This is a genomic window from Pseudochrobactrum kiredjianiae, assembly GCF_030362795.1.
In the GTDB taxonomy this organism is placed as follows: Bacteria; Pseudomonadota; Alphaproteobacteria; order Rhizobiales; family Rhizobiaceae; genus Pseudochrobactrum; species Pseudochrobactrum kiredjianiae.
This window is the reverse complement of the sequence record NZ_JAUCBM010000005.1, coordinates 217858-240921: the sequence shown is the minus strand read 5'-3', so window position 1 is coordinate 240921 and position 23064 is coordinate 217858. Positions and strand designations below refer to the sequence as shown.

General features: G+C 49.5%; 20 protein-coding genes. 7 read left to right on the top strand and 13 right to left on the bottom strand.

Annotation, left to right across the window (positions count from 1 at the left end; all coding sequences use genetic code 11):
• Positions 1-6: 6 nt before the first annotated feature.
• Positions 7-1167, bottom strand: a complete 1161-nt coding sequence (locus QUF18_RS12360) for an efflux RND transporter periplasmic adaptor subunit (protein ID WP_289387425.1) — start codon at positions 1165-1167, stop codon at positions 7-9.
• 627 nt (positions 1168-1794) lie between these two features.
• Here QUF18_RS12360 and QUF18_RS12355 point away from each other — a divergent pair.
• A complete protein-coding gene (locus QUF18_RS12355) occupies positions 1795-2103 on the top strand; it encodes a hypothetical protein (RefSeq protein WP_289387424.1) in 309 nt (102 codons plus the stop codon).
• A gap of 288 nt (positions 2104-2391) precedes the next feature.
• Here the strand turns inward: QUF18_RS12355 and QUF18_RS12350 are convergent, their stop codons facing one another.
• Both QUF18_RS12350 and wrbA read right to left on the bottom strand, forming a co-directional pair.
• Complete coding sequence (locus QUF18_RS12350; protein WP_113945615.1) at positions 2392-2667, bottom strand: HU family DNA-binding protein; 276 nt, start codon at positions 2665-2667, stop codon at positions 2392-2394.
• 379 nt (positions 2668-3046) lie between these two features.
• Positions 3047-3646, bottom strand: coding sequence for an NAD(P)H:quinone oxidoreductase type IV (gene wrbA / locus QUF18_RS12345; protein WP_289387420.1), 600 nt, complete (start codon positions 3644-3646; stop codon positions 3047-3049).
• Positions 3647-3885: 239 nt separating this feature from the next.
• Here wrbA and QUF18_RS12340 point away from each other — a divergent pair, with 239 nt between their 5' ends.
• From QUF18_RS12340 to QUF18_RS12325, 4 genes are all read left to right on the top strand, one after another.
• Positions 3886-4632 (top strand): competence/damage-inducible protein A, encoded by a 747-nt coding sequence (locus QUF18_RS12340; RefSeq protein WP_289387419.1) that lies wholly within the window; start codon positions 3886-3888, stop codon positions 4630-4632.
• A 246-nt stretch (positions 4633-4878) separates the two neighbouring features.
• Positions 4879-5775 (top strand): universal stress protein, encoded by an 897-nt coding sequence (locus QUF18_RS12335; RefSeq protein ID WP_289387416.1) that lies wholly within the window; start codon positions 4879-4881, stop codon positions 5773-5775.
• A 496-nt stretch (positions 5776-6271) separates the two neighbouring features.
• A complete protein-coding gene (gene gpt, locus QUF18_RS12330) occupies positions 6272-6769 on the top strand; it encodes a xanthine phosphoribosyltransferase (protein ID WP_289387414.1) in 498 nt (165 codons plus the stop codon).
• A gap of 424 nt (positions 6770-7193) precedes the next feature.
• Positions 7194-7673 (top strand): NUDIX hydrolase, encoded by a 480-nt coding sequence (locus QUF18_RS12325; RefSeq protein ID WP_289387411.1) that lies wholly within the window; start codon positions 7194-7196, stop codon positions 7671-7673.
• A 99-nt stretch (positions 7674-7772) separates the two neighbouring features.
• Here QUF18_RS12325 and QUF18_RS12320 read toward each other — a convergent pair whose 3' ends face one another.
• The 9 genes from QUF18_RS12320 to QUF18_RS12280 all read right to left on the bottom strand — a co-directional run bounded on the left by QUF18_RS12320 (position 7773) and on the right by QUF18_RS12280 (position 19343).
• The gene (locus QUF18_RS12320; RefSeq protein ID WP_289387545.1) at positions 7773-8519 is read right to left on the bottom strand and encodes an SDR family oxidoreductase; all 747 of its coding nucleotides are present in this window, start codon (positions 8517-8519) and stop codon (positions 7773-7775) included.
• A gap of 128 nt (positions 8520-8647) precedes the next feature.
• Positions 8648-11308, bottom strand: a complete 2661-nt coding sequence (gene alaS, locus QUF18_RS12315; protein ID WP_289387408.1) for an alanine--tRNA ligase — start codon at positions 11306-11308, stop codon at positions 8648-8650.
• A 387-nt stretch (positions 11309-11695) separates the two neighbouring features.
• Entirely contained in the window at positions 11696-12781 is a 1086-nt protein-coding gene (gene recA, locus QUF18_RS12310; protein ID WP_289387406.1) for a recombinase RecA, read from the bottom strand.
• Positions 12782-13102: 321 nt separating this feature from the next.
• A complete protein-coding gene (locus QUF18_RS12305; RefSeq protein WP_289387404.1) occupies positions 13103-13765 on the bottom strand; it encodes a YiaD family glycine zipper/OmpA-like lipoprotein in 663 nt (220 codons plus the stop codon).
• A gap of 241 nt (positions 13766-14006) precedes the next feature.
• The gene (locus QUF18_RS12300) at positions 14007-15008 is read right to left on the bottom strand and encodes an ABC transporter ATP-binding protein (protein ID WP_289387402.1); all 1002 of its coding nucleotides are present in this window, start codon (positions 15006-15008) and stop codon (positions 14007-14009) included.
• Positions 15009-15064: 56 nt separating this feature from the next.
• On the bottom strand, positions 15065-16132 hold the full coding sequence (locus tag QUF18_RS12295) for a Gfo/Idh/MocA family protein (RefSeq protein WP_289387400.1): 1068 nt from the start codon (positions 16130-16132) through the stop codon (positions 15065-15067).
• Positions 16129-16968, bottom strand: a complete 840-nt coding sequence (locus tag QUF18_RS12290) for a carbohydrate ABC transporter permease (protein WP_289387399.1) — start codon at positions 16966-16968, stop codon at positions 16129-16131. Before QUF18_RS12290 ends, QUF18_RS12295 begins: the two co-directional genes overlap by 4 nt.
• A 10-nt stretch (positions 16969-16978) precedes the next feature.
• Positions 16979-17908, bottom strand: coding sequence for a carbohydrate ABC transporter permease (locus tag QUF18_RS12285; RefSeq protein WP_289387398.1), 930 nt, complete (start codon positions 17906-17908; stop codon positions 16979-16981).
• A 160-nt stretch (positions 17909-18068) separates the two neighbouring features.
• On the bottom strand, positions 18069-19343 hold the full coding sequence (locus QUF18_RS12280; protein WP_289387397.1) for an ABC transporter substrate-binding protein: 1275 nt from the start codon (positions 19341-19343) through the stop codon (positions 18069-18071).
• A 629-nt stretch (positions 19344-19972) separates the two neighbouring features.
• Here QUF18_RS12280 and QUF18_RS12275 point away from each other — a divergent pair.
• Positions 19973-20851, top strand: coding sequence for a glucosamine kinase nucleotide-binding domain-containing protein (locus tag QUF18_RS12275; RefSeq protein WP_289387396.1), 879 nt, complete (start codon positions 19973-19975; stop codon positions 20849-20851).
• A complete protein-coding gene (locus tag QUF18_RS12270) occupies positions 20851-21243 on the top strand; it encodes a pyrimidine dimer DNA glycosylase/endonuclease V (protein ID WP_289387395.1) in 393 nt (130 codons plus the stop codon). Before QUF18_RS12275 ends, QUF18_RS12270 begins: the two co-directional genes overlap by 1 nt.
• Before the next feature lie 81 nt (positions 21244-21324).
• On the opposite strand, the gene QUF18_RS12265 is transcribed toward QUF18_RS12270, so the two are convergent.
• A complete protein-coding gene (locus tag QUF18_RS12265; protein WP_289387394.1) occupies positions 21325-22728 on the bottom strand; it encodes an L-serine ammonia-lyase in 1404 nt (467 codons plus the stop codon).
• Positions 22729-23064: the final 336 nt, after the last annotated feature.

The following is a 23064-nucleotide window of genomic DNA, read 5'->3' as shown; positions in this document are numbered from 1 at the left end:
TCGACCTTATTTTTTATTCTGGGCATCAGCAGGATTGACCGTATTGTCAATATGCGCGCTCATCCCGTTGCTCAGTCGGTTCTGGCCGGAAGTCACAACAATGTCGCCTTCCTTAACACCGCTCAGAATTTCAACATTGTTACCGGTACGACGGCCAAGCTTCACAAACACCTGATGCAGGATCAGATTGTCAGCTTTTTCAGCTGTGTCTGCTTTTGGTGCATCTGCAGCTTTAGCAGCGTCAGTTTTCTCGGCGTCTTTTTTCACAACAGTGAAAACAAAGTCACCATAGAGACTGGTCACAACAGTGGTCAGCGGCAGAACAACAACATTGTTTTCCTGCGGCAGCACCACACGAACCTGTACAAACTGTCCCGGTACCAGTGATTTTTCAGAATTATCAACCTGTGCCTGCACTGTTACCAGACGGCTTGCCGGGTCGATCTTCGGATCAATACCGATAATTTTACCAGAGAAAGCATAATCAGCAGCTGAGGCACCGATCTTGACTTCCTGACCCATGGACAGGTTTTTCAGTTCCTGTTCAGGAACACTGAAATCCACGCGCATTGTGTCAACATTCTGCAATGTCGCTACAACGGTGCCCGGAGCCATAAACTGACCAATATCAACGCGGGAAATACCAATCACACCGGAGAAAGGTGCAATCAAACGCTTCAGATCAAGTGTTGCCTGTGCTTTGGCAACATTTGCCTTGGCAGAAGACAGAGCAGCAGCTGTTGTATCTACATTAGATACAGCACCGACGCCTTGTGTACGCAGAGTTTGCGCACGCTTATAATTCTGTTCGCTGAGTTCAGCTTCAGCTTTGGTCGCAGCCAGATCAGCTTTCTGAATTTCATCATCCAGCTGCACCAGCAAATCGCCTTTTTTGACCTGCTGGTTTGGTTTGAACAAGATTTCCTTGACGATACCGTCAACCTGGAATGTCAGATTAACACCGTCTTCGGCACGGGCAGAACCAATCGCTTCAATACCAGGCAGCCACTGGCCCGGCTTAACGTCCATGGTCGAAACAGCTTGGGAAGGCTGTTTCATATTAGCGAAGAAATCCTTGATCGCCTGTGCGCGGAACATGTTGAAACCAATCAACCCTCCACAGATCACAACGAGCAATATAATCGCGATGATGAAACGCTTAATCATCTTATGTGGCACTCCTGCCGCAGAATGGATACGGAACGAAGAATGTCCAATCGGCATGGCTGGACATACGTTAACACTAAATAGGGTGCGATAACTGTACGTTAAGCTGAAAATTGTCAACTCATGCTTGGTCACGCTATGGTCATCAGCATTGTGCGGTAATGGGATTACCGTTTTATATCAGCCTGTTTTATCACACGTGTTTCAGGCTCTACACATACTCAACGCGTGAATTGGCAGTCAGAATAGCGTGTTTTTATTCGTTTTCGGATCAAGATTATGTCAAGAAACAACAAATTCTTCTCCGCTCACCATAAAAACTACCATGCTTCACGGTTTTGTCAGGAGTTTAGACTAAAAAACCGGTTTTTACACCTTATATTATCGGCCGTTAACCGGATGCTATTACTCACGAAATTGTTATGAATTTTTATAGCAATATCTCAAGCGCGCTTCAGGTATTGGGCCTGACGTTCGTTTCAAACGAACCACATTATGTCATGATTCACCGCTAAGGATGAACACCGGCATTGCATCAGAACATGTCCGAACACTGTAAAACGAGTTTCGAACAAGATATGCATCATAACCATCCCGGCCTGTTATAGAGTGAAAGACATTATAATTATGATCCGCAAAGCAGTTTTTTCAGTCATTCTTTCCGGCATTGCTGTGAGCTTTGCCGCGCCGGTTTTTGCAGGACAAACAGATTTCACAAACACGCCACAAACAGAGCAATCAGCGCCGGAACATTCCTTGCCGGGCGTCAAACCTGCCAAGCCGATTGTCACGCCGCTACAGGCTGAGCCGGAAAACACTGCCCCCTCGACCAATCCGGACGGCAGCTTTAACATTGGCAATACGCGTGTAAAAATCAGCGGTGATATTACTGTCGATGTCGGCACCGGCAACGGCCCGAACAGATCCAATAAATAATTCACGACACGCAACCGCGCTGTGCCGTATCTTTAAAATAAAAGCCGCAGAGACAAATTGTCTTTGCGGCTTTGTTATTTCATACGCCTTCAGCAAATCCACCGCCTTTATCAGCATGGTTGCTCTCTGACGCAGAGACCGGATCAGCAGGAATGATCAACACCCCTGCTCCGATAAAAAGCTGACTAGAGCGCCGTGTGCCAGACTTGGCACACAAAACTCGCTCTAACACTTTAAAGTTAGGGCATAGTTTTACCTTAAACTTCTCCAAGTTTAAGGAATTATGTCCTAGCTGTTAACAGCGTCTTTCAGGCCTTTACCAGCCGAGAATTTTGGCACGTTACGGGCAGCAATTTCAACTTCTTTACCGGTCGATGGGTTACGGCCAGTAGAAGCTGCACGATGTGATACTGAGAAAATACCAAAACCTGGCAGACGAACTTCGCCGCCTTCTTTCAATGTACCGGTGACAGATTCAAGCACAGCGTCAACGGCAGAAGCGGCATCAGTCTTGGTGAGACCTGACTTTTCTGCAACGGCAGCAACCAGTTCATTTTTGTTCATGAGGTAATTCCTTTCGTTTTTTTCCGCTGGTTACGACTCAGCCGGATTGGCGAAGTTTATTCAAAGAAACAGACGAACCAAGCTAAGTTTTCACTTTGAAGCCTTAAAAAACAGGGTTAAACACAGAAATAAGCCCTGAAATCCGGCATTTTCGTCCTGACGCAACCACAGGCTTTATATTTTTGCACCGCAACAGCCAGAAAATCGGCCTGCGGCGAATCTGTCGCTCATCCCTGTGCATTCCCCTCAAGAGGCACTCTGCTACCCTATTGCTGGCTCTCGGCATCTAAATTGCCCTCTGCCGCGGCGCACAAAAAAAGCGGCCGAAGCCGCTTTTCTTAGATCACAAATTAGTACACACAGCACTTTTTGCAGAAGTTTAGCCGTGAATTTTAGTCGCGATCTCTGCAACGCGCTTGCCCTGAAAACGGGCACCTTCGAGTTCAACCTCGGACGGCTGACGGGAGCCGTCGCCATCAGCAGTGGTTGTCATACCGTAAGGCGCACCACCGCGAACAACATCATTACCGAGCTGACCCTGGAAAGCATAGGATAGCGGCACGATAATCATACCGTGGTGCTGAAGCTGCCACTGGGTGGAGATCAAAGCCAATTCCTGACCACCATGCTGGGTTGCGGAAGAAGCCATGACTGAACCAACTTTGTTCAGCAAAGCGCCTTTAGCCCACAGACCGCCGGTCTGGTCGAAGAAGTTTTTCAGCTGCGACGACATGATGCCGAAACGCGAAGAAACACCAACGATGATTGCATCGTAGTTTTCCAGATCAGCAGGAGTAGCAATTTCTGCTTCCTGATCCAGTTTAAAGCCGGAAGCCTTGGCAACTTCGGCAGGCACCAGTTCCGCAACGCGCTTGATGTCGACCTGAGCACCGGCTTCGCGCGCACCTTCGGCAGCAGCTTTAGCCATCTGTTCCATGTGACCATAAGCGGAATAATAAAGTACAAGAACCTTAGCCATATTCAATCAATCTCCGTTTTGTGTGTCGGGCATTCGTTTCACGGCACCAAGCCGTACAAATGCAATTCAATCTATACTCAATATTTAATACAGAAATTTAAATAGACCAGTCACAGGATGCAGGACGCACTGTTCAGGATTCAGGACAATCTCCCGTCCTCACAATAATGGTTGAACACAGCATCACTTGACGATACCGGCCCTGTCCGTTCATGGTCACTCTATAAATGGAGTCTCCCATGACAAATACACAGCCCGTAATTATACGCGCCGCAATGCTGGCAATCGGTGATGAATTGCTCTCCGGCCGCACCAAAGACAAGAATATCGGCCATATGGCAGACCGGCTTTATGAAGCAGGCATTGATCTGACTGAAGTTCGCATTGTTGCTGACGAGCAGCCGGCAATTGTTAAAGCCGTTAAAGAGCTGAGTGAAAGCTATGACTATCTGTTTACGTCCGGCGGCATCGGCCCTACCCATGATGACATTACAGCTGATGCCGTATCAGCAGCTTTCGATCTGCCATGCATCTATGATGATAAAGCAATGGCATTGCTGGCCGCCCATTATAAATCAAGAGACACAGAATTTACGCCATCACGCCAGCGTATGGCGCGTATGCCTCAAGGCGCGCAGCACATCGACAATCCCGTCTCGGTGGCACCTGGCTTCATCATCGGCAATGTCTATGTCATGGCCGGTGTGCCTTCTGTTTTTCAGGCTATGGTCGAAAATATCCTGCCGACTTTGCGCACCGGCAGTCGCTATCACTCGCGTACTATTTTTTGCCCGTTTGGTGAAGGTGTTATCGGCATCCCTCTGCGCGAGGTGCAGGATGCCCATCCAGATACAGTGATCGGCTCGTACCCTAAATTTGAAGAAGGCAAATTCTCAACCGAGTTGGTCGTGCGAGCAAGGGATGAGAAAAAACTGGGCGCTGCAGCCGCTGCTATTGAGAAAATGCTGGCAGATATTCAGCAATAAATGCAGCTATTTGCGTTTATAGCCAGCATAAAATACGCTATAATCGCTTCAATACAGACTTTTAGAAAACGGAATTCTTGAGTGGTCGCATTATCATGCCATTCAAGTATTCAACTTGAAAGTGAAATGCTTGATTTATGACTGATCCCCTGTCTTTTGCAGGATCGCCTACAGGGGATCGACAGAGATAAAAAACTGAACTGAAATTGCGCAGCTATCACGCGTAACGAATACGGAGTGTTATCCATGTCCTATCGTACCGTCATCGCCTATATCCGCAGCACACAAGAATTGCAGCGAATGTTCAAAGCCCTTGCGCTTCTCGCCAAGGACGGAGAACCAATGCATGTCACCGGTCTTTATGTTATTCCCACCCCGGTTATTTATTCTGATGCCAGCGGCTTTATAGATGCCAGTTTTTATGAGGGGCATCTCAAACATCATCAGAAAAATGCTGAGGATGTTGCGCTCTTGTTTCAGCAACAAATCTCCAATTACTCCACAACCTCAGAGTTTCTGATTGTCCGTTCTGAATATGACAATGCCAGCCAGACGGTCAATGAATTTGGTATGGCAGCAGATCTGATCCTCGCCGGTCAGGCTGATCCTGATGATCCGGAAACGCAGATTACACCGCTGGATCAACTCGTTTACAACACCAAAACACCAGCACTGATTGTGCCCTATAATTTCCACCCGCCACGCAGTATTCGCCAGCTCGTTATCGCCTTTAACGGTAAGTATGAAGCATCCAGTGCGGCCTTCGATGCCCTGCCTCTGGCACGCAATTGCGCAACTGTGCGTATTGTCTGGATAAACGCACCCAAACCGGAGAGTGAGGAAGCCGCGACAACGGTTATCCCTGCCCCAACGCGCGATCCGAATGCACCTCGTGAAGCGCCGGAAATCGCACTGCGCTTACAGCAGGCCTATCAGCGCCATGACATTGCCGCCAGTATTGATCTTATTCCGTCTGAAGGGCTGACCGTTCAGGATCGTTTGCGCCAATATGTTGAGGCCAATAATATTGATGTGCTGATTATGGGCGCCTATAGCCAGTCGCGCTTGAAAGAATTGATATTTGGCGGTGTAACCCGCTCATTTCTCGCCAATATGCCTTGTCTGACACTGTTTTCGCGTTGATAACTTGCATGTGGTATGGCCTGAGCCTATATCCTGCACACAAAACGAAAACAAACGAAGCTAAATGAAAATACTCACATCAGCAGATTTATCTGCCGATGTGACAAAGTTAATATTGCCAAAAAAGTATTTTTTCGTTTATCACGGTAAATCACCTGAAACGGGCAATTTCTAATGTGTTGCCCGATTTAAGGCTAGAGCGCCATGCGCCCTCTTGGGCGCATAAAGGTCGCTCTAGAACTTTATATTTACAGCATAATTTCACCTTAAACTGATTCAAGTTTAAGGAATTATGCTGTATCTGTCCTCGTTAGCCTGCCTACACAAATCTTGTCCTGGGACAGATTTGAAGTTAGCGGTTATCCGCGGATACATTACCCGTTTTCAGATCGCTCGATGGTTTGAAAAACACCAAAACGAAACAACAGCACAGAATGGCCGCTGCTTTCACCTGAAACATGCGGAACTGTCAGAATAGTCTAAACGGAGCATTTCGATGTCCTTGCCTGATAAAGCTTTCCCGGTTTCCTGGGACCAATTTCATCGCGATGCCCGCGCACTCGCATGGCGCATTGCCGGTCAAGGCAAAGAATGGCACGCAATCGTTGCCATTACCCGTGGCGGACTGGTGCCGGCTGCGATTATCTGCCGTGAACTTGGCATCCGCATGATTGAAACCGTCTGCATCGCTTCTTATCACGACTACAGCGAACAGGGCGAATTGCGCGTTATTAAAGACATCGGTGAAAAACTGCTGGTCAATGGCGGCGAAGGCGTTCTTGTGATCGACGATCTTACCGACACAGGCAAAACCGCACAGATCGTTCGCAATATGATGCCAAAAGCACATTTCGCGACCGTCTATGCAAAACCGCAGGGTCGTCCGCTGGTTGATACTTTTGTTACAGAAGTTTCGCAGGATACATGGATTTATTTCCCTTGGGATATGGGCTTCACCTATCAGGAGCCGATCAACAAAAGCCATCGCGGCTAGAGCGCCGTGCGCCCTGCTGGGCGCACAAAGGTCGCTCTAACACTTTATGCTGTAAAGAATTCTGCTGCCATTGGTTTAAAATCCTTTGGCAGCAACACATACCGGATGGATGCAACTGACAAAACCGGCAGGTGCAGTGCGCTCCTATCCGCATCAGACTATGAAGCTGCCTGATTTGGCTTCAGTAATGTTCTTAATTCTCATATGCACCGGAATGGGCGGACCTATGTGATTAAGAAATAAACAATAGAATAAAAACAAAAAAATGCTGCAAAGCATAAATCAAACACACCTCAGTCAATCTAAAACCATATTGATGAGGTCTATAGGCTGCATATTAAAGCGTAGCTTAAAAAAATTATATAAAATAACTGCTGCTATTCAAAGGCGGCCAACAAAATACATAATAAGGTAAGTAGATTCAGTGAATATACAGGGAAGCGGTATCGTCGCCACAGATAAACGAATTTTAACAGCTGCAGGACGTCTTCTGCAGGTTGCGGCACTCGTTTATCGAAAACCGGGCCCCTCACCTGAGATACTACTCATTACCAGTCGCGGCACAGGTCGCTGGATTACCCCGAAAGGCTGGCCAAAAGCCGGAAAAACCCTGCATGACATGGCTCTGCGGGAGGCTTTTGAAGAATCTGGTATTCGCGGCACAGTTAATCCTGATCCGATCGGCCAATTCGATTATATGAAATATGATCTGCCTGTGGAGGCCATTCCCAGTTTTACGGTCAATGTCTATGCCGTTGAGTTTGACCGCATGGCGAAAAATTGGCCGGAACGCGGCCAGCGTATCAGCGAATGGGTTAGCCCCGCGGAAGCGGCTATACGCGTGGATGAACCGGAATTAAAGAAACTACTGCTCAATCTGCCGGATTTCATTCAAAGCAAATAAGCACAGGTAAAAAAGGGTGCGCGAATATTCGCTGCACCCTTTTTTAGTTATGGCTGACAACAGCCTGTATCAGAAAATATTGTGCGCACTCCAACCAGTCTAACGTCCGCCGGAAACATCAAGCAGCGCACCGGACGTATAAGACGAAGCATCGCTGAGCAGCCATACAATTGCTTCTGCAATCTCAGTTGCCTCACCCGGCCTTCCAAAAGGCGTATTTACACCCAGTCTTTGAGCCCGCCCCGGCTGCCCACCACTGGCATGAATATCTGTATTCACCAGTCCCGGACGCACAGCATTAACACGAACCTTTTGCGCACCAAGCTCCTTGGATAGTCCAAGTGCCAGCGTGTCAACAGCAGCCTTTGATCCTGCATAATCAATATATTCAAACGGCGAGCCGATCCGTGACGCCACGGACGATACCAGTACAATAGAACCACCCTTGCCGCCACGATCAATCGGGAGGCGGCGCGCGCCCTCCCGCGCACAGAGATAAGCGCCCAGCACATTAACATCAAACATACGCTGCAACCGCTCTGCGCTCATATCAGCAAGTTGTAGCGATGGCGCAACAATACCTGCATTGACGACAATGCCGTCCAGTTGCCCAAGTTGCTTCTCTGTCTCATTGAACATGGCAATGACATCAGTTTCAACTGCAGCGTCGCCCTGCACGATAATCGCCTTACCACCTGCTTTGCGAACATCCTTGGCGGTTTGTTCAGCAGCCTCACGATCGCCAACATAATTGACACCAACAGACCAGCCGCGTTCACCGCATAAATTTGCAGCTGCCCGACCAATACCACGGCTGGCACCAGTAATCAGAATTGTCTTGCTCATCATCTCCACCCTTTATTTCAAGCTGTATTCTTTGCGACACATGCCGCCTCAGGCGTTTTAAACTCTTTTATAAATAAAAAGCCGCCGGATCTCTCCGGCGGCTTAAACTATCAAAGCTCGTTCAAGGCTTAGCCTGCAATTGCTTTTGCAAGAGCTTCCAAAGCTTCATCAGCCTTAGAACCATCGGGGCCACCAGCCTGTGCCATATCAGCACGACCGCCACCGCCCTGACCGCCAAGTGCGCTTGACGCAACACGTACCAGATCAACGGCGCTGAAACGTGAAGTCAGATCATCGGTAACAGCAACCACCGCGCTGGCCTTGCCGTCTTCACTCACACCGATAAAGGCCACGATGCCAGAACCCAGTGCTTTTTTACCTTCATCAGCCAGCGGCTTCAGATCTTTCGGTGCAACACCGGTCACGCTGCGTCCCATGAACTGAACACCATTAATGGTCTTCGCTTCACTATCACCCTTGGATGAACCGCCGCTCAGAGCCAGTTTTTTACGGGCTTCGGTCAGTTCTTTTTCAAGCTTGCGACGCTCATCAATCAGCGTGTTCACACGCTCCAGAGCCTCAGACGGCGTTGTCTTCAGTGCAGATGCAATCGCTTTAACGCGCTCATCCTGCTCTTCGAGATAAAGACGAGCTGCCTCACCCGTCAGTGCTTCCATACGGCGAACACCGGCAGCAACTGCACCTTCCGAGACAATGCGCACCAGACCAATATCACCGGTTTGGCGAACATGCGTACCGCCGCAAAGCTCAAGAGAATACGTTTTTCCGGCTTTATCGCCCTGTGTCGCCGTTCCCATGGAAACTACGCGTACTTCATCACCATATTTTTCGCCGAACAGCGCCATAGCACCGGCTTCAATCGCATCGTCAACTGCCATCAGGCGGGTAACAACCGGAGAATTCTGCAAAATGATCTCATTGGCAATATTTTCAACCTTGCGCAATTCTTCTTCGCTGATCGGCTTTGGATGCGAGAAGTCGAAACGCAGACGTTCCGGCGCAACAAGCGAGCCCTTTTGTGCCACATGATCACCGAGCGTTTCGCGCAGCGCTTCATGCAGAAGATGGGTTGCCGAATGGTTGGAACGCATACGTGTGCGGCGATCATGTGCAACCACCAGCTCAACTGCATCACCAGTTGCGAGCTTGCCTTCACGGATCATAGCCTGATGGACAAACACACCATCAGCCTTCTTCACCGTGTCGGTCACTTCAATTACGAAGCCATCGCCATAAATGAAACCGGCATCGCCTTGCTGACCACCGGATTCTGCATAGAATGGGGTCTGGTTCACGATAATGCTGACAGTTTCACCCTGTTCAGCTTTATCAATGATCTGACCATCACGCACCAGAGCAGTAACAACGCCCTCAGCCTTCTCAGTATCATAACCGAGGAACTCCGTAGCGCCGACCTTATCACGAACAGTGAACCAAACGCGCTCAGTCGCAGCATCGCCAGAGCCTGACCAGTTAGCGCGCGCTTCAGCTTTCTGACGCTCCATAGCCGCACTGAAACCATCTGTATCAACAGTGATGCCGCGCTGACGCAAAGCATCCTGTGTCAGGTCGAGCGGGAAACCATAGGTGTCATAAAGTTTGAACGCAGTCTCGCCATCAAGGCTCTGACCTTCGCTCATATTTTCTGTTGCATCGCTCAGCAGACCAAGGCCGCGTTCCAGTGTTTTGCGGAAGCGGGTTTCTTCGAGCTTCAGAGTTTCTGAAATCAATGCCTCAGCACGCACCAGTTCAGGATAAGCCTGCCCCATTTCACGGATCAATGTTGGCAGCAGACGATACATCAACGGATCGCGGGAACCAAGCAACTGTGCATGACGCATGGCACGACGCATAATGCGGCGTAGTACGTAACCACGACCTTCATTCGACGGCAAAACGCCATCAGCAATCAGGAAGCTGGCAGAACGCAGATGATCGGCAATCACGCGATGGCTGGCACGCTGACCGCCCTCGGCTTTAACGCCGGTTGCTTCTTCCGAAGCGCGGATCAGTGCTTTAAACAGATCAATGTCATAATTATCATGCACGCCTTGCAAGACAGCAGCGATACGCTCCAGCCCCATGCCCGTATCAATCGACGGACGCGGCAGATCAATGCGCTCTTCTTTGCTGATCTGTTCAAACTGCATGAAAACGAGATTCCAGATCTCGATAAAACGATCACCGTCCTCATCGGCTGATCCCGGAGGGCCTCCCCAGATATGATCGCCGTGGTCAAAGAAAATTTCAGAGCAAGGACCGCAAGGACCGGTATCACCCATCGACCAGAAATTATCATTGGTCGCAATGCGAATGATCCGATCATCCGAGAGACCTGCAATCTTTTTCCAGTAATTCGCAGCATCTTCGTCAGTGTGATAAACAGTGACAAGCAACTTGTCTTTGTTCAGACCAAATTCCTTGGTCAGCAAATTCCATGCAAATGTAATCGCCTCTTCCTTGAAATAATCACCGAAAGAGAAATTCCCCAGCATTTCAAAGAAAGTATGATGACGTGCTGTATAGCCGACATTATCCAGATCGTTATGCTTACCGCCAGCGCGAACGCATTTCTGGGCAGACGCAGCACGGCTGTAAGGTCGTGTTTCAAGACCCGTAAAAACGTTTTTGAACTGCACCATACCGGCATTGGTGAACATCAAAGTCGGGTCATTACGTGGAACAAGCGGACTCGACGCCACCGCCTCATGGCCATTCTTACGAAAATAATCGAGGAATGTTGACCTGATCTCGTTAACGCCGCTCATTGTTCACCTTTGGGTTCTGCCCGATTTTAAGTCGTAATCATACGACCTTTAACATCTTAAATAAGCAGTGGCTTCAATCTGCACAACCACCCGTCAGGTCTCACCAAAGCGCAACCTCACAGACAGAGAATAGCAGTCACCATTGCAACTGCCCTGCTTTTAAACAGATGATGATGGACTGTCCAGATATCAGCACAAATTGAAGTGCCGTAGCAACAAAATGCCCCGCATCACGGTATGCAATGCGGGGCATGAAATTTAATCAATATGCTACAGCATAATTCCTTAAACTTGAATCAGTTCAAGGTAAAATTATGCTGTAAATATAAAGTGCTAGAGCGACCTTGTGTAGCACCCAAAAGGGCGCACGGCGCTCTATCCGTCAGCTTACGCTTCAGCAGCATCCTGCGCATCATCTTCGTCGCCGCCATTATCGAGCATCTGCTCAGCGATCAGACCGGCATTCTGGCGCAAGGTCAGTTCAATCTCATTTGCAACTTCCGGATTTTCTTTCAGGAAGTTTTTCGCATTATCGCGACCCTGACCGAGGCGCTGTGAGTTATACGAGAACCATGAACCCGATTTCTCAACAATACCTGCCTTAACGCCAAGATCAACCAGTTCACCGGTCTTGGATACGCCCTGACCATACATAATGTCGAACTCAACCTGCTTGAACGGAGGAGCAAGTTTGTTTTTAACAACCTTGATGCGGGTCTGATTGCCCACGACTTCATCACGCTCCTTGATCGCACCGATACGACGGATATCCAAACGCACAGAAGCATAGAATTTCAGCGCATTACCGCCGGTCGTGGTTTCAGGCGAACCAAACATCACACCGATTTTCATACGAATTTGGTTGATGAAAATAACCATCGTATTCGATTTGGAAATCGAAGCCGTCAGCTTACGCAGTGCCTGACTCATCAGACGTGCCTGAAGACCCGGGAGAGAGTCGCCCATCTCGCCTTCAATTTCCGCACGTGGTGTCAAAGCTGCAACGGAGTCAACAACCAGAACATCAATCGCACCGGAACGCACCAGTGTATCAGTAATTTCCAGCGCCTGCTCACCGGTATCCGGCTGCGAGATCAGCAGATTTTCCAGATCAACGCCGAGCTTGCGGGCATAGACAGGATCAAGCGCATGTTCCGCATCAACGAATGCGCAAATACCGCCTTTTTTCTGTGCTTCTGCAATTGTATGCAGCGCCATTGTTGTTTTACCCGAGCTTTCAGGCCCGTAGATTTCAACAATACGTCCTTTTGGCAAACCGCCGACACCAAGCGCAATATCCAGAGACAGTGAACCGGTCGAAACAGTTTCAATTTCCACTACCTTGTCATTCTGGCCAAGGCGCATGATTGAGCCCTTACCGAATGAGCGCTCAATCTGTGACAGTGCCGCGTCCAGAGCCTTTGATTTGTCCACTGATTTATCCTCAACAAGTCGTAATGAATTCTGAGACATTTTAACTATCCCTTTGCGTCACTTGAAGTCCGCAGATTGAAACTTTATGAATAATATGTATCCTATTTGTTCTCACTTCGCAAGTAGGTTAATGGATTGATATCGCTATGAAATTATATTTTGTTCTTCTGTTGTTCTAAATTATAAATAATGCAGCACTAAAAAAGATATTTCAAATTAAAACAAGACGGGAACGAATTTTATGAAAAGTCGATTCGACCAGAGTCACGAACAGCACCTGCCATACGGATCATCGCCACGTAATAAAAAACCGCTCCGGCAAAGCCGAAGCGGTCATTATACAAAGCGTTTTTAAAGCGCTTATACGCCTTTAAGCGGGGAGATTTCGATTTCCACGCGACGGTTCTGTGCGCGGCCATCCGGCGTTGCATTGGATGCAACCGGCTGGGTAGCACCAAAGCCCATGATCGCAAAACGACGACCATCAATGCCCTGACCGCTCAGGTAGTTACCGACAGAAGCGGCACGACGCTGCGACAGCTGCTGGTTATGCGAAGCTGAACCGGTCGAATCTGTGTGACCTTTAATATCAACCAGAGTCTTGTCGAACTTACGCAGAACGATCGCCACTGAGGTCAGAGTCGAGTAGAATTGCGGCATTACAACATCCTGATCGGTGTTGAATGTAATGCTGGAAGGCATATTCAGGATAATACGGTCGCCATTACGGGTAACCGATACGCCGGTGCCCTGCAGCTGCGAGCGCAGTTCACTTTCCTGACGATCCATATAGTTACCGATTGCACCGCCGCCCAGCGCGCCAAGACCGGCACCAATCAGCACGGCATTACGCTGTGCATTTTTTGAACCGCCAACCATCATACCGCCAAGCGCACCAACCGCAGCACCAATACCTGCGCCGCCGGCAGTATTGGAGATTTTCTGCTCGCCTGTGTAAGGGTCTGTTGTACAACCGGCCAGAAATGTAGTGACGGTTGCAGCAATGGCAATCTTTTTCAACATGGTTCAAATTTCCTGATTCAAGATGTGCCGCAGGATAACGGCAAATACGGCGGCATGTTGGTTAATTTTTGGCATAAGGTCAAATTCATATCTTTAAAATCGCGTTTTTATGCTGATCACAATATAAAACATCCTTCAAACCCCATGAGGATACTTATAATTGCCCGCAATCCCATTTGATACGGATTAACCTACGCCAATATTATGCGACTTCCGCTCTTCGTTTTAAGAATCGCAATCCTTAGCGGATCGCCCGTCCCTCACCGTCAAAGCGATGAATTTTTCCGCTGTCTGGTGTGGCATAAATCTGAGCGCCGGCTTCAATGCGATACTGGCCGAAGATACGCACGGTCAGCAAGCCTGCAGCCTCTGTATCGAGATACACATTGGTATCAGCGCCAAGCTGTTCAACATGAATGACAGAGCCTTTCCACTGGCCTGAATTTGTATCGAGCGTAATATGTTCAGGCCGGATACCGATGCGCTTAGCCTGACCATCATTCAGTGCGGAAGCATCGAAAAAATTCATTTTCGGAGAGCCTATAAAACCTGCAACAAACTCATTATCCGGCGCATTATACAAATCCATCGGTGCGCCGACCTGCTCGATTTTGCCAGCATTCAGCACAACAATCCGGTCAGCCAGCGTCATCGCTTCCACCTGATCGTGGGTTACATAAATCATGGTAGCGGAAAGCTGGCGATGCAGTTTGGCGATCTCAAGACGTGTATTCACACGTAACGCCGCATCAAGGTTGGACAAAGGCTCATCAAACAGAAACAGCTTCGGCTCGCGCACCAGCGCACGACCGATAGCCACGCGCTGACGCTGACCACCCGAAAGCTCCGCAGGACGGCGCTGCAAATAGCTTTCCAGCGACAACATACCGGAAGCCTGCTTCACCCGCTCATTAATTTCAGCGGTTGGTTTACCGGCCTGTTTGAGGCCAAGCCCCATATTGGCCTCAACAGTCAAATGCGGATAGAGCGCATAGCTCTGAAACACCATGGCAATGCCGCGCTTGGCAGGCGGCGTCTGATTGACAATCTCATCATCAATACGCACCTCACCGGAATTGGCATCTTCCAGCCCTGCAATGATGCGCAGCAATGTAGATTTTCCGCAACCGGACGGCCCGACGAAAACGACCAGTTCACCGTCTCGTACATCCAGATCGATACCCTTGATAATATCGACCTGACCATATGATTTACGGATATTATTGAGTTTCAGAGTTCCCAAAATCGTCTTCCCGTCAGAGTAATTTCAAAGCCATGCATTTATTGAGGCAGGCAATATTATAGTTTCACAGCCAGACCACTGCGCACGCTCTCATCCGCTGCAAGGCAGATACGCAGAGACTGTATCGCATCATCCATGTGGCGGGTCAGATCAATATTCTCTGTAATCGCCTTCAGCATGAAAGCCTGCTCGCGATCACACAAATCCTGATGATCCGGTTCACCCTGCATGGAGAGCAACTCATCTTGTCTTTTGAATTTGCCCTCTGCATCGGTTTCAGCCTGATGCACACGGATCACAGATGTTTTGGTATGGGTGTTAATGTCAGCAGAGCTTGCGCCCTCTTCCATAACGATGGAAACGCAGCCCTTCGGCGAGATCACATCTTTCACGAAGAAAGCAGTTTCCGACATCATCGGCCCCCAGCCTGCTTCATACCAGCCAACCGAACCATCCGCGAACAGCACTTGCAGATGCCCGTAATTATACATGCCTTCCGCAACTTCATCGGAGAGCCGCACGCCCATGCCACGCACTTCCACGGCTTTTGCATCGGTGATCTGGCACATCACATCCAGATAATGCACACCGCAATCGACAATCGGTGACGTGGTTTTCATCAACTGCTTATGCGTTTGCCAATGAGCGCCGCTGGACTGCTGGTTCAAATTCATACGGAAAACATAAGGCCCGCCGAGATTGCGCGCTTCTTCAATCAAACGCACCCAGGATGGATGATGGCGCAGAATATAGCCGATCACCAGCTGTCGGCCTGTCTCTTTGGCTTTTGCCACCACACGTTCGGCATCAGCCACCGTTGTCGCCAATGGCTTCTCAACGAAAACGTCGCTGCCAGCTTCCATTGCCATAATCGCATAGTCAGCATGGCTGTCCGAATAGGTCGCCACACAGACCAGATCAGGCTTAAGCTGCTGCAATGCCTCTTCATAAGATGTCATCAGCGGATAAGAGCGCAGTTCCTCCGGCAGGTTAACGATTGAGCGATTGACCAGACCGACAATCTCAAAGCCCGGATTTTTATGATAGGCCAGCGCATGGCTCAGCCCCATATTCCCCAGACCAGCGACCATCACACGCAGCTTTTTTGCCCCATTATTACTCATTTGACTGCTCCTGCGGTAATGCCGCGAATTAACTGACGGGAGAATATGAAATAGAGGATCAGCACCGGCAGAATTGCCAGCGACAGCGCGGCCAGCACCGCATTCCAGTTGGTTACATATTGCCCGATAAACATCTGTGCGCCGAGTGTTACGGTTTTGGTTTCCTCAGACGGCGCAAGGATCAGCGGGAACCAGAGATCATTCCAGATCGGGATCATCGTAAACACCGCAACCGTTGCCATTGCCGGACGTATCAGCGGTAGCACAAGGCGGAAGAAAATACGATATTCGCTCAGACCATCCATACGGCCGGCATCTTTGAGGTCTTTCGACACCTGCCCCATAAATTCAGACAGGATGAAAATGGCGAGTGGCAATCCCTGTGCGGTATAGACAAGGATTAGCGAGGTCAGCGTATTCACCAGACCGCTGGCCACCATCAGTTCGAGAATGGAAACTGTGCCAAGACGGATCGGGATCATAATCCCCAGCGCCAGATAAAGCCCCATCAGCGTATTGCCGCGAAAGCGATATTCCGACAGCGCGAAAGCGGCCATGGCTCCGAAAATCAGCACCAGCGCAATCGCTACAACGGTAACGATCATGCTGTTCTGGAAATAGAGAAAGAAATTACCCTGTGTCATCACAGTCTGATAGCCGACCAGACTGAATGTTTCTGAATTTGGCAGGGACAAAGGCGAACGAAAGATTGCCGCCTTGGTCTTGAAGGAATTGATGATGATGATCACAACCGGAAACAGGGCGATCAGCGTATAGAGAATAAGGATCGCATGGGCGGCGATACTGCGGACCGGAGATTGGGATGCGCGGCTCATATCATTATCCTCAGAACTGGTAGCGGCGCAGACGCCGCTGAATGCCGAACAAATAGACACAGACGCCGATCAGAATGATGAAAAACATCAGTGAGGCAATCGTTGCGCCCATATTCTTATCTCCAACCTGCAGCTGGAAGCCAAAGAAGGTGCGGAACATGAACGTGCCGAGAATATCGGTGGAGTAATTCGGCCCTGCCAGCGCGCCCTGCGCCGAATAGATCAGATCGAACGCGTTGAAATTGCCGACAAAGGTCAGAATGGAGATAATCCCGATGGAAGGCAGGATCAGCGGCAGCTTGATCTTCCAGAACTGCGATGCGCCGGTAATCCCGTCGCATTCGGCAGCCTCAATAATTTCATCAGGAATAGACAGTAATGCAGCATAAATCAGCATCATCGGAATACCGATAAACTGCCAGACAGAGATCAGACCAAGCGTCGTCAGAGCATATTCTTTTTGGCCGAGCCATGGTGCAAACAGGCTTTTCAGCCCCACCAGATCAAGCATATTGGGTGCAACACCCCAAAGCGGCGACAAGATCAGCTTCCAGACGAAACCGACAATCACAAAAGACAGAATGGTCGGAATAAAAATCGCCGAGCGGTAGAAAGCGGCAAAACGCAATTTCGGATGGCTAAGCAGTGCAGCAAGCAAAATACCGATCGGGTTCTGCACCACCATATGGATGACAAAGAACCACATATTATTGCCCAGCGCATTCCAGAAACTGGTAGACCAGCGCTCATCGCCGAGCAGAGTGCGGAAATTATCCAGTCCGACAAAAAAACTCTGCTGATTTTCCACGCGGAACAGCGACAATTGCATCGTTCCGAAAAGCGGCAGGATCATAATTGCCGTATAGACCAGCACTGCTGGTGCCAGAAATACCGCAATATGCCAGCGGAAAGGCGGTTTGCTTGTCGAATTTCGCGCCATACCGGTCTAACGCTTTCAAAACGGGCACTTCCGGCAAAGCAGCAATAATTGCACCGGAATATGCATCAAAAACAATTGGATAAAAAAGCCACCCGCCTGCTCCCGTGTCACGTCTTCATCAGACAGCGGCACAGGAGGCGGCGAATGGCTTCAATTCATGTTACTTCGCAGGCTTGTACCAGCTGTCGAGGCCTTTTTGCAGCTTTTCGCCAGCCTGTTCAGGTGTCACTGTGCCATTGATAACATTGGCGGATTCAATCCAGGTTTCATTTTCCAGATTTGGTGTACCGCGTGACAGGATCTGGTAGGTCGAACGAATTGTCGACTTACAATCCTTACGCCAGCCAACCATTTCCGCTGCCAGCGGGTCTTCCAGTTTGATTTCATTGGAAGACAGGCTGAAGAAGCCCGGCAGAGCATTCGCATAAATGGTTGCGAACTCATCCGATGCCACCCAATTCAGGAACTTGGCAGCAGCTTCCGGATTTTTGGTCTTGGCATTCATGCCGATACCCAGATCGTTGTGATCGGAGATATAGCAAGTGTCGCCGTCTTTACGAACCGGAGGCGGGAAAGCGCCCATTTTGAAATCAACCTGCGGGTTGAAAACGCTGATTTCCCATGAGCCGGTTGGATAAACGGCTGCACGACCAAGTGTGAACAGGTTCTGGCTGTCCGGATAGGTCTGCGCTTCGAAACCGTCGCCGAGATAATCTTTCCATTTTGCAAGGGTTTTGAACGGGCCAACCCAATCTGCATCGGTCAGCTTCTGTGTACCGGCGATCAGAGCTTTACGGCCTTCTTCACCCTTCCAATAGGTCGGGCCGATATTCTGGTAGCCCATCGTTGCAGCTTCCCAGAGATCCTTGGTGCCCATAGCCATCGGAATGTAATTGCCATCAGCTTTGATTTTTTCCATAACGGCGAAGAATTCTTCTTCGGTCTTAGGAACGCTCACGCCAACTTTTTCAAAGGCGTCTTTGTTATAGATGAAGCCGTGAATAACTGAGGCAACCGGCACGCAGAATGCAGTTTTGCCATCATCGGTCTGCCATGCGGATTTCGCCACATCGCTGAAATTTTTCATGCCTTCGAGATCATTCAGCGAAGACAGCTGGCCTTTTTCATACAGTGCCAGCGATTTATCGAACGGACGGCAGGTGATGATGTCACCGGCAGTGCCGGCATCAAGCTTCGCACCCAGCGCCGCATCATATTCAGTCGGCGTTGAAGGGTTGAAGGTGATCTTAATGCCCGGATTGGCTGCTTCAAAAGCCGGAATGAGCTTTTCCTGCCAGATTGGCAGATCGTCATTACGCCAGCTTTCAATAGTCAGCGCAACATCTGCAGCCGAAGCGGCAGATACAGCACCCAGTACCGAGGCACCAAGAACGCTTGATGCCAGCAATGCGGAACTGAAATTCTTAAAATTCATTTTTCTCTCCCCGCGGCGCGCTCAATTTGGCGCGTCATGAAACGTGTTTGTTTCTGTTCTTAAAGCTCCGGTTTTCCGGATCGTCATTCTTAGACCTGCACCGTTGCAATATCTGCCTCGGATTTCATATTCAGGCATAAGGACAGAAAATTATGTCCGGCAGCCTGTGAACAGAACCACTTATTGCGGTAAGAATAATTCTCTGAAGTTCCCTCACAACCGGACTGGTTCTATATTTGAAAATAAACCAACCGGTCTCAGTTCCCCTTTAAGACCTCTTCTCCCGTCTGTCCTCCGATAGAGTAATGCGTAAATATCGTTTGCTGTCCAGTAAAAGCAAAGATTTTATCACCATTAGTTGCATTCGCTGGTAGTCGTCTTATTCAAACAGCAATATTGGTTCTATTTTTTTCGACCATATGGATCATCATAAAAGACCATTCTTGAATACCAATTCCCCGATTGCAATTTAACCGGCACACTGCGACTCGAAAAAACATCTTGCTGGCAATTCATTGACCGTAAGGACAAATTAAAACGATTTAAAAGATGATATTCTTTGAATTGGCAATTTGCGTTTCCTGCAATAAAACCTGCATCACAAACGTATAAAGAATCGGGAGCATAATGTGGCGGATTATATTCTTGGCGTAGACGGTGGCGGCACCGGCTGCCGCGCAACAATCGCAGATACCTCCGGCAAAGTTCTGGGTACAGGTCAGGCCGGCCCTGCAAACATCATGACCGATATGGACACCTCTGTTGTCAATATTTTGTCCGCAACAGATGCCGCGCTACTGGCTGCCAATTTGCCGGTTCATAGCTATAGCCGTATCACCGCCTGTCTTGGTCTGGCTGGCGCCAATGTCTCCGGTGTTGCCGCCCAATTGCAACAAGCCCTACCCTTTGCCAACAGCAGCGTTGTGTCTGACGGCATTATCGCTTTGCAAGGAGCAATCGGCGATGCAGATGGCGTGGTGGTTATTCTCGGTACCGGGTCTGTCTATATCTCTCGCCGCAACAACAGCGTTACGATGAAGGGCGGCTGGGGCTTTAAAGTCAGCGATCTTGGCGGGGGCGCCCGCCTCGGCCAGAAACTGATTGAAGAATCCCTGCTCGTTCATGATGGTATTTATAAACGCACCCCGCTCAGCTCAGCCCTGCTAAAACATTTTGATAATGAGCCTCATGCCATTGTGCGCTTTGCCCATGATGCCCGTCCGAATGATTTTGGTCAGTTTGCTCCGCTGGTATTTGAATATGCAGCACAGAATGATCCGCTGGCTGATAAAATCCTCAAACAATCGGTCGAGACCATTGAAGCAGCACTCGATGCCTCAATGCATGACGACCAGCCGGTTCTGTCGCTGATCGGTGGTCTCGGCGCACTCTATGGCCCGCGTCTGTCTGTCCGCTATCAGCCACGTCTGCGCACGCCGCAAGCCGATGCATTGACCGGCGCGGTGGCACTCGCTGCAAAACTCTACACCCAAACGGCACAATCCTGATGACCCGTATCAATTGCATACCGCCACAAGAATTAACCGGCCCGCATCTGGTGGCAGAATATCGCGAACTGCCACGCATCTTTACGCTCGCCCGTGCCGCTATCGAGCGCGGCGAGAAACCGGATGATCCGCGCAATCCGCGCAGCTATACACTTGGCAAAGGTCATGTGCGGTTTTTCTATCCGCGTCTGGGTTTTCTGGTTAAGCGTCAGCAGGCACTGATTGATGAAATGCTGCGACGTGAATATCAGCCGTCCTACCGCACCACCGAGCATCTGATTGAAAATATTCCGGCGCTTTGGTGTGCCGACTGGCAGCCGGATGAAGCAGCAATTGCACTCAACAAAGCACGTATTGCCGAGCGCCTGAACAAAGCTCCCTCAAAAGATTAAAAAGTTTACGTAAAATATTGTTTAAAAACAAAAAACTCCACATTCATCATGCGGAGTTTTCTGTATTTTATAAAGATGAAATCAGCACTCAACCACATTCACAGCAAGCCCGCCGAGACTGGTTTCTTTATAGCGCTCATTCATATCCACGCCGGTTTGACGCATGGTTTCGATACAGGCATCAAGCGGCACAAAATGCGTACCATCGCCCTTCACGGCCAGTGACGCACCAGTTACGGCCTTCACCGCACCAAGCGCATTACGCTCAATACACGGCACCTGAACCAATCCGGCGATCGGATCACAGGTCATGCCCAAATGATGTTCCAGCGCGATCTCGGCCGCATTCTCGATCTGCTCGGATGTTCCGCCCAGAACAGCAGCAAGCCCTGCTGCCGCCATAGCCGAAGCCGAACCGACCTCACCCTGACAGCCGACTTCAGCACCGGAGATCGACGCATTATGCTTGATAATGCCACCAACTGCAGAAGACGTTAGCAGAAAGTCACGAATGCCCTTCTGGTCCGCATCCTCATGGAAATGCAGATAATAGCGCATCACCGCAGGCACAACGCCTGCTGCACCATTGGTCGGCGCGGTCACAACACGGCCACCGGCAGCATTCTCCTCATTCACCGCCATCGCATAAACCGACAGCCAGTCATTGGCGAGCAGCGGATTATGACGGTTCTGGCGCCATTCTTCATTCAAACGGTCATGCAACTGCTTGGCACGGCGACGTACATTCAGCCCGCCCGGCATAATGCCTTCCTGTGTCAGCCCGCGCTCGATACAGCTGCGCATGGCATCCCAGATTTTATCCAGCCCCGCATCCAGCTCTACACGGCTCATACGGGTTTCTTCATTGGCACGCTTCATTTCCGCGATGGAAAGACCGCTCTTTGCCGACATTTCCAGCATCGCTTTGGCTGTCGCAAACGGATAAGGCACATTATCATCGGCAGGCGCTTTACCACCGCTCACACGCGTGGCGTTCAGCTCTTCTTCCGTAACGATAAAACCACCGCCGATGGAATAATAAACGCGGCGCAGCAAAACGCGATCATCACGATCCAGCGCTTCAAAGGCCAAACCATTGGCATGACCAGGCAAGGCGACCTTGCGATCCATTACCAGATCCGCTTTCGGATCAAAGTCATAGGCCGGATGACCGCTTGGGCGAATTTTATGCTCTTCATTCACCTTAGCCAGCAGAGTGTCCATATTATTAGGATCAATATTGGCTGGCAAAAACCCGCAAAGACCGAGAATAACCGCACGGTCAGTCGCATGACCAATACCGGTAAAAGCCAATGAGCCATGCAGATAGGCTTTAATCCGCGTGACTTTCGCATTATGCGGACGCGGCCACTGGCCGTCTTTTAATTCTTTAAGAAACTGATGCCCTGCCGTCATCGGTCCCATCGTATGAGAACTCGACGGCCCGATGCCAATTTTAAACAGGTCAAAAACTGACAGGAACATAGAAGATACCGTTCTTTCATTTCCAGAGCATATCGCAGTTAAATGGACTCATTTAGCGTCCGCGAGTATGCGATAAAGTAAAGAATCCAGAGTGAGCATTGTAGCTATAATTATGCGCCACACGCTCTATAGCGCCGTGTGCCAGACTTGGCACACAAAACTCGCTCTAACACTTTAAAGTTAGAGCATAATTTCACCTTAAACTGATCCAAGTTTAAGGAATTATGCTCTAGAAAGTGCAGGCAAATCACTGCCCGCAAACTCCCTCATCTCAAGCCTTATATAACCCGTTATGCAGTTCTGTAAAACCGGATCACATAAGTGTCTCACTTAATA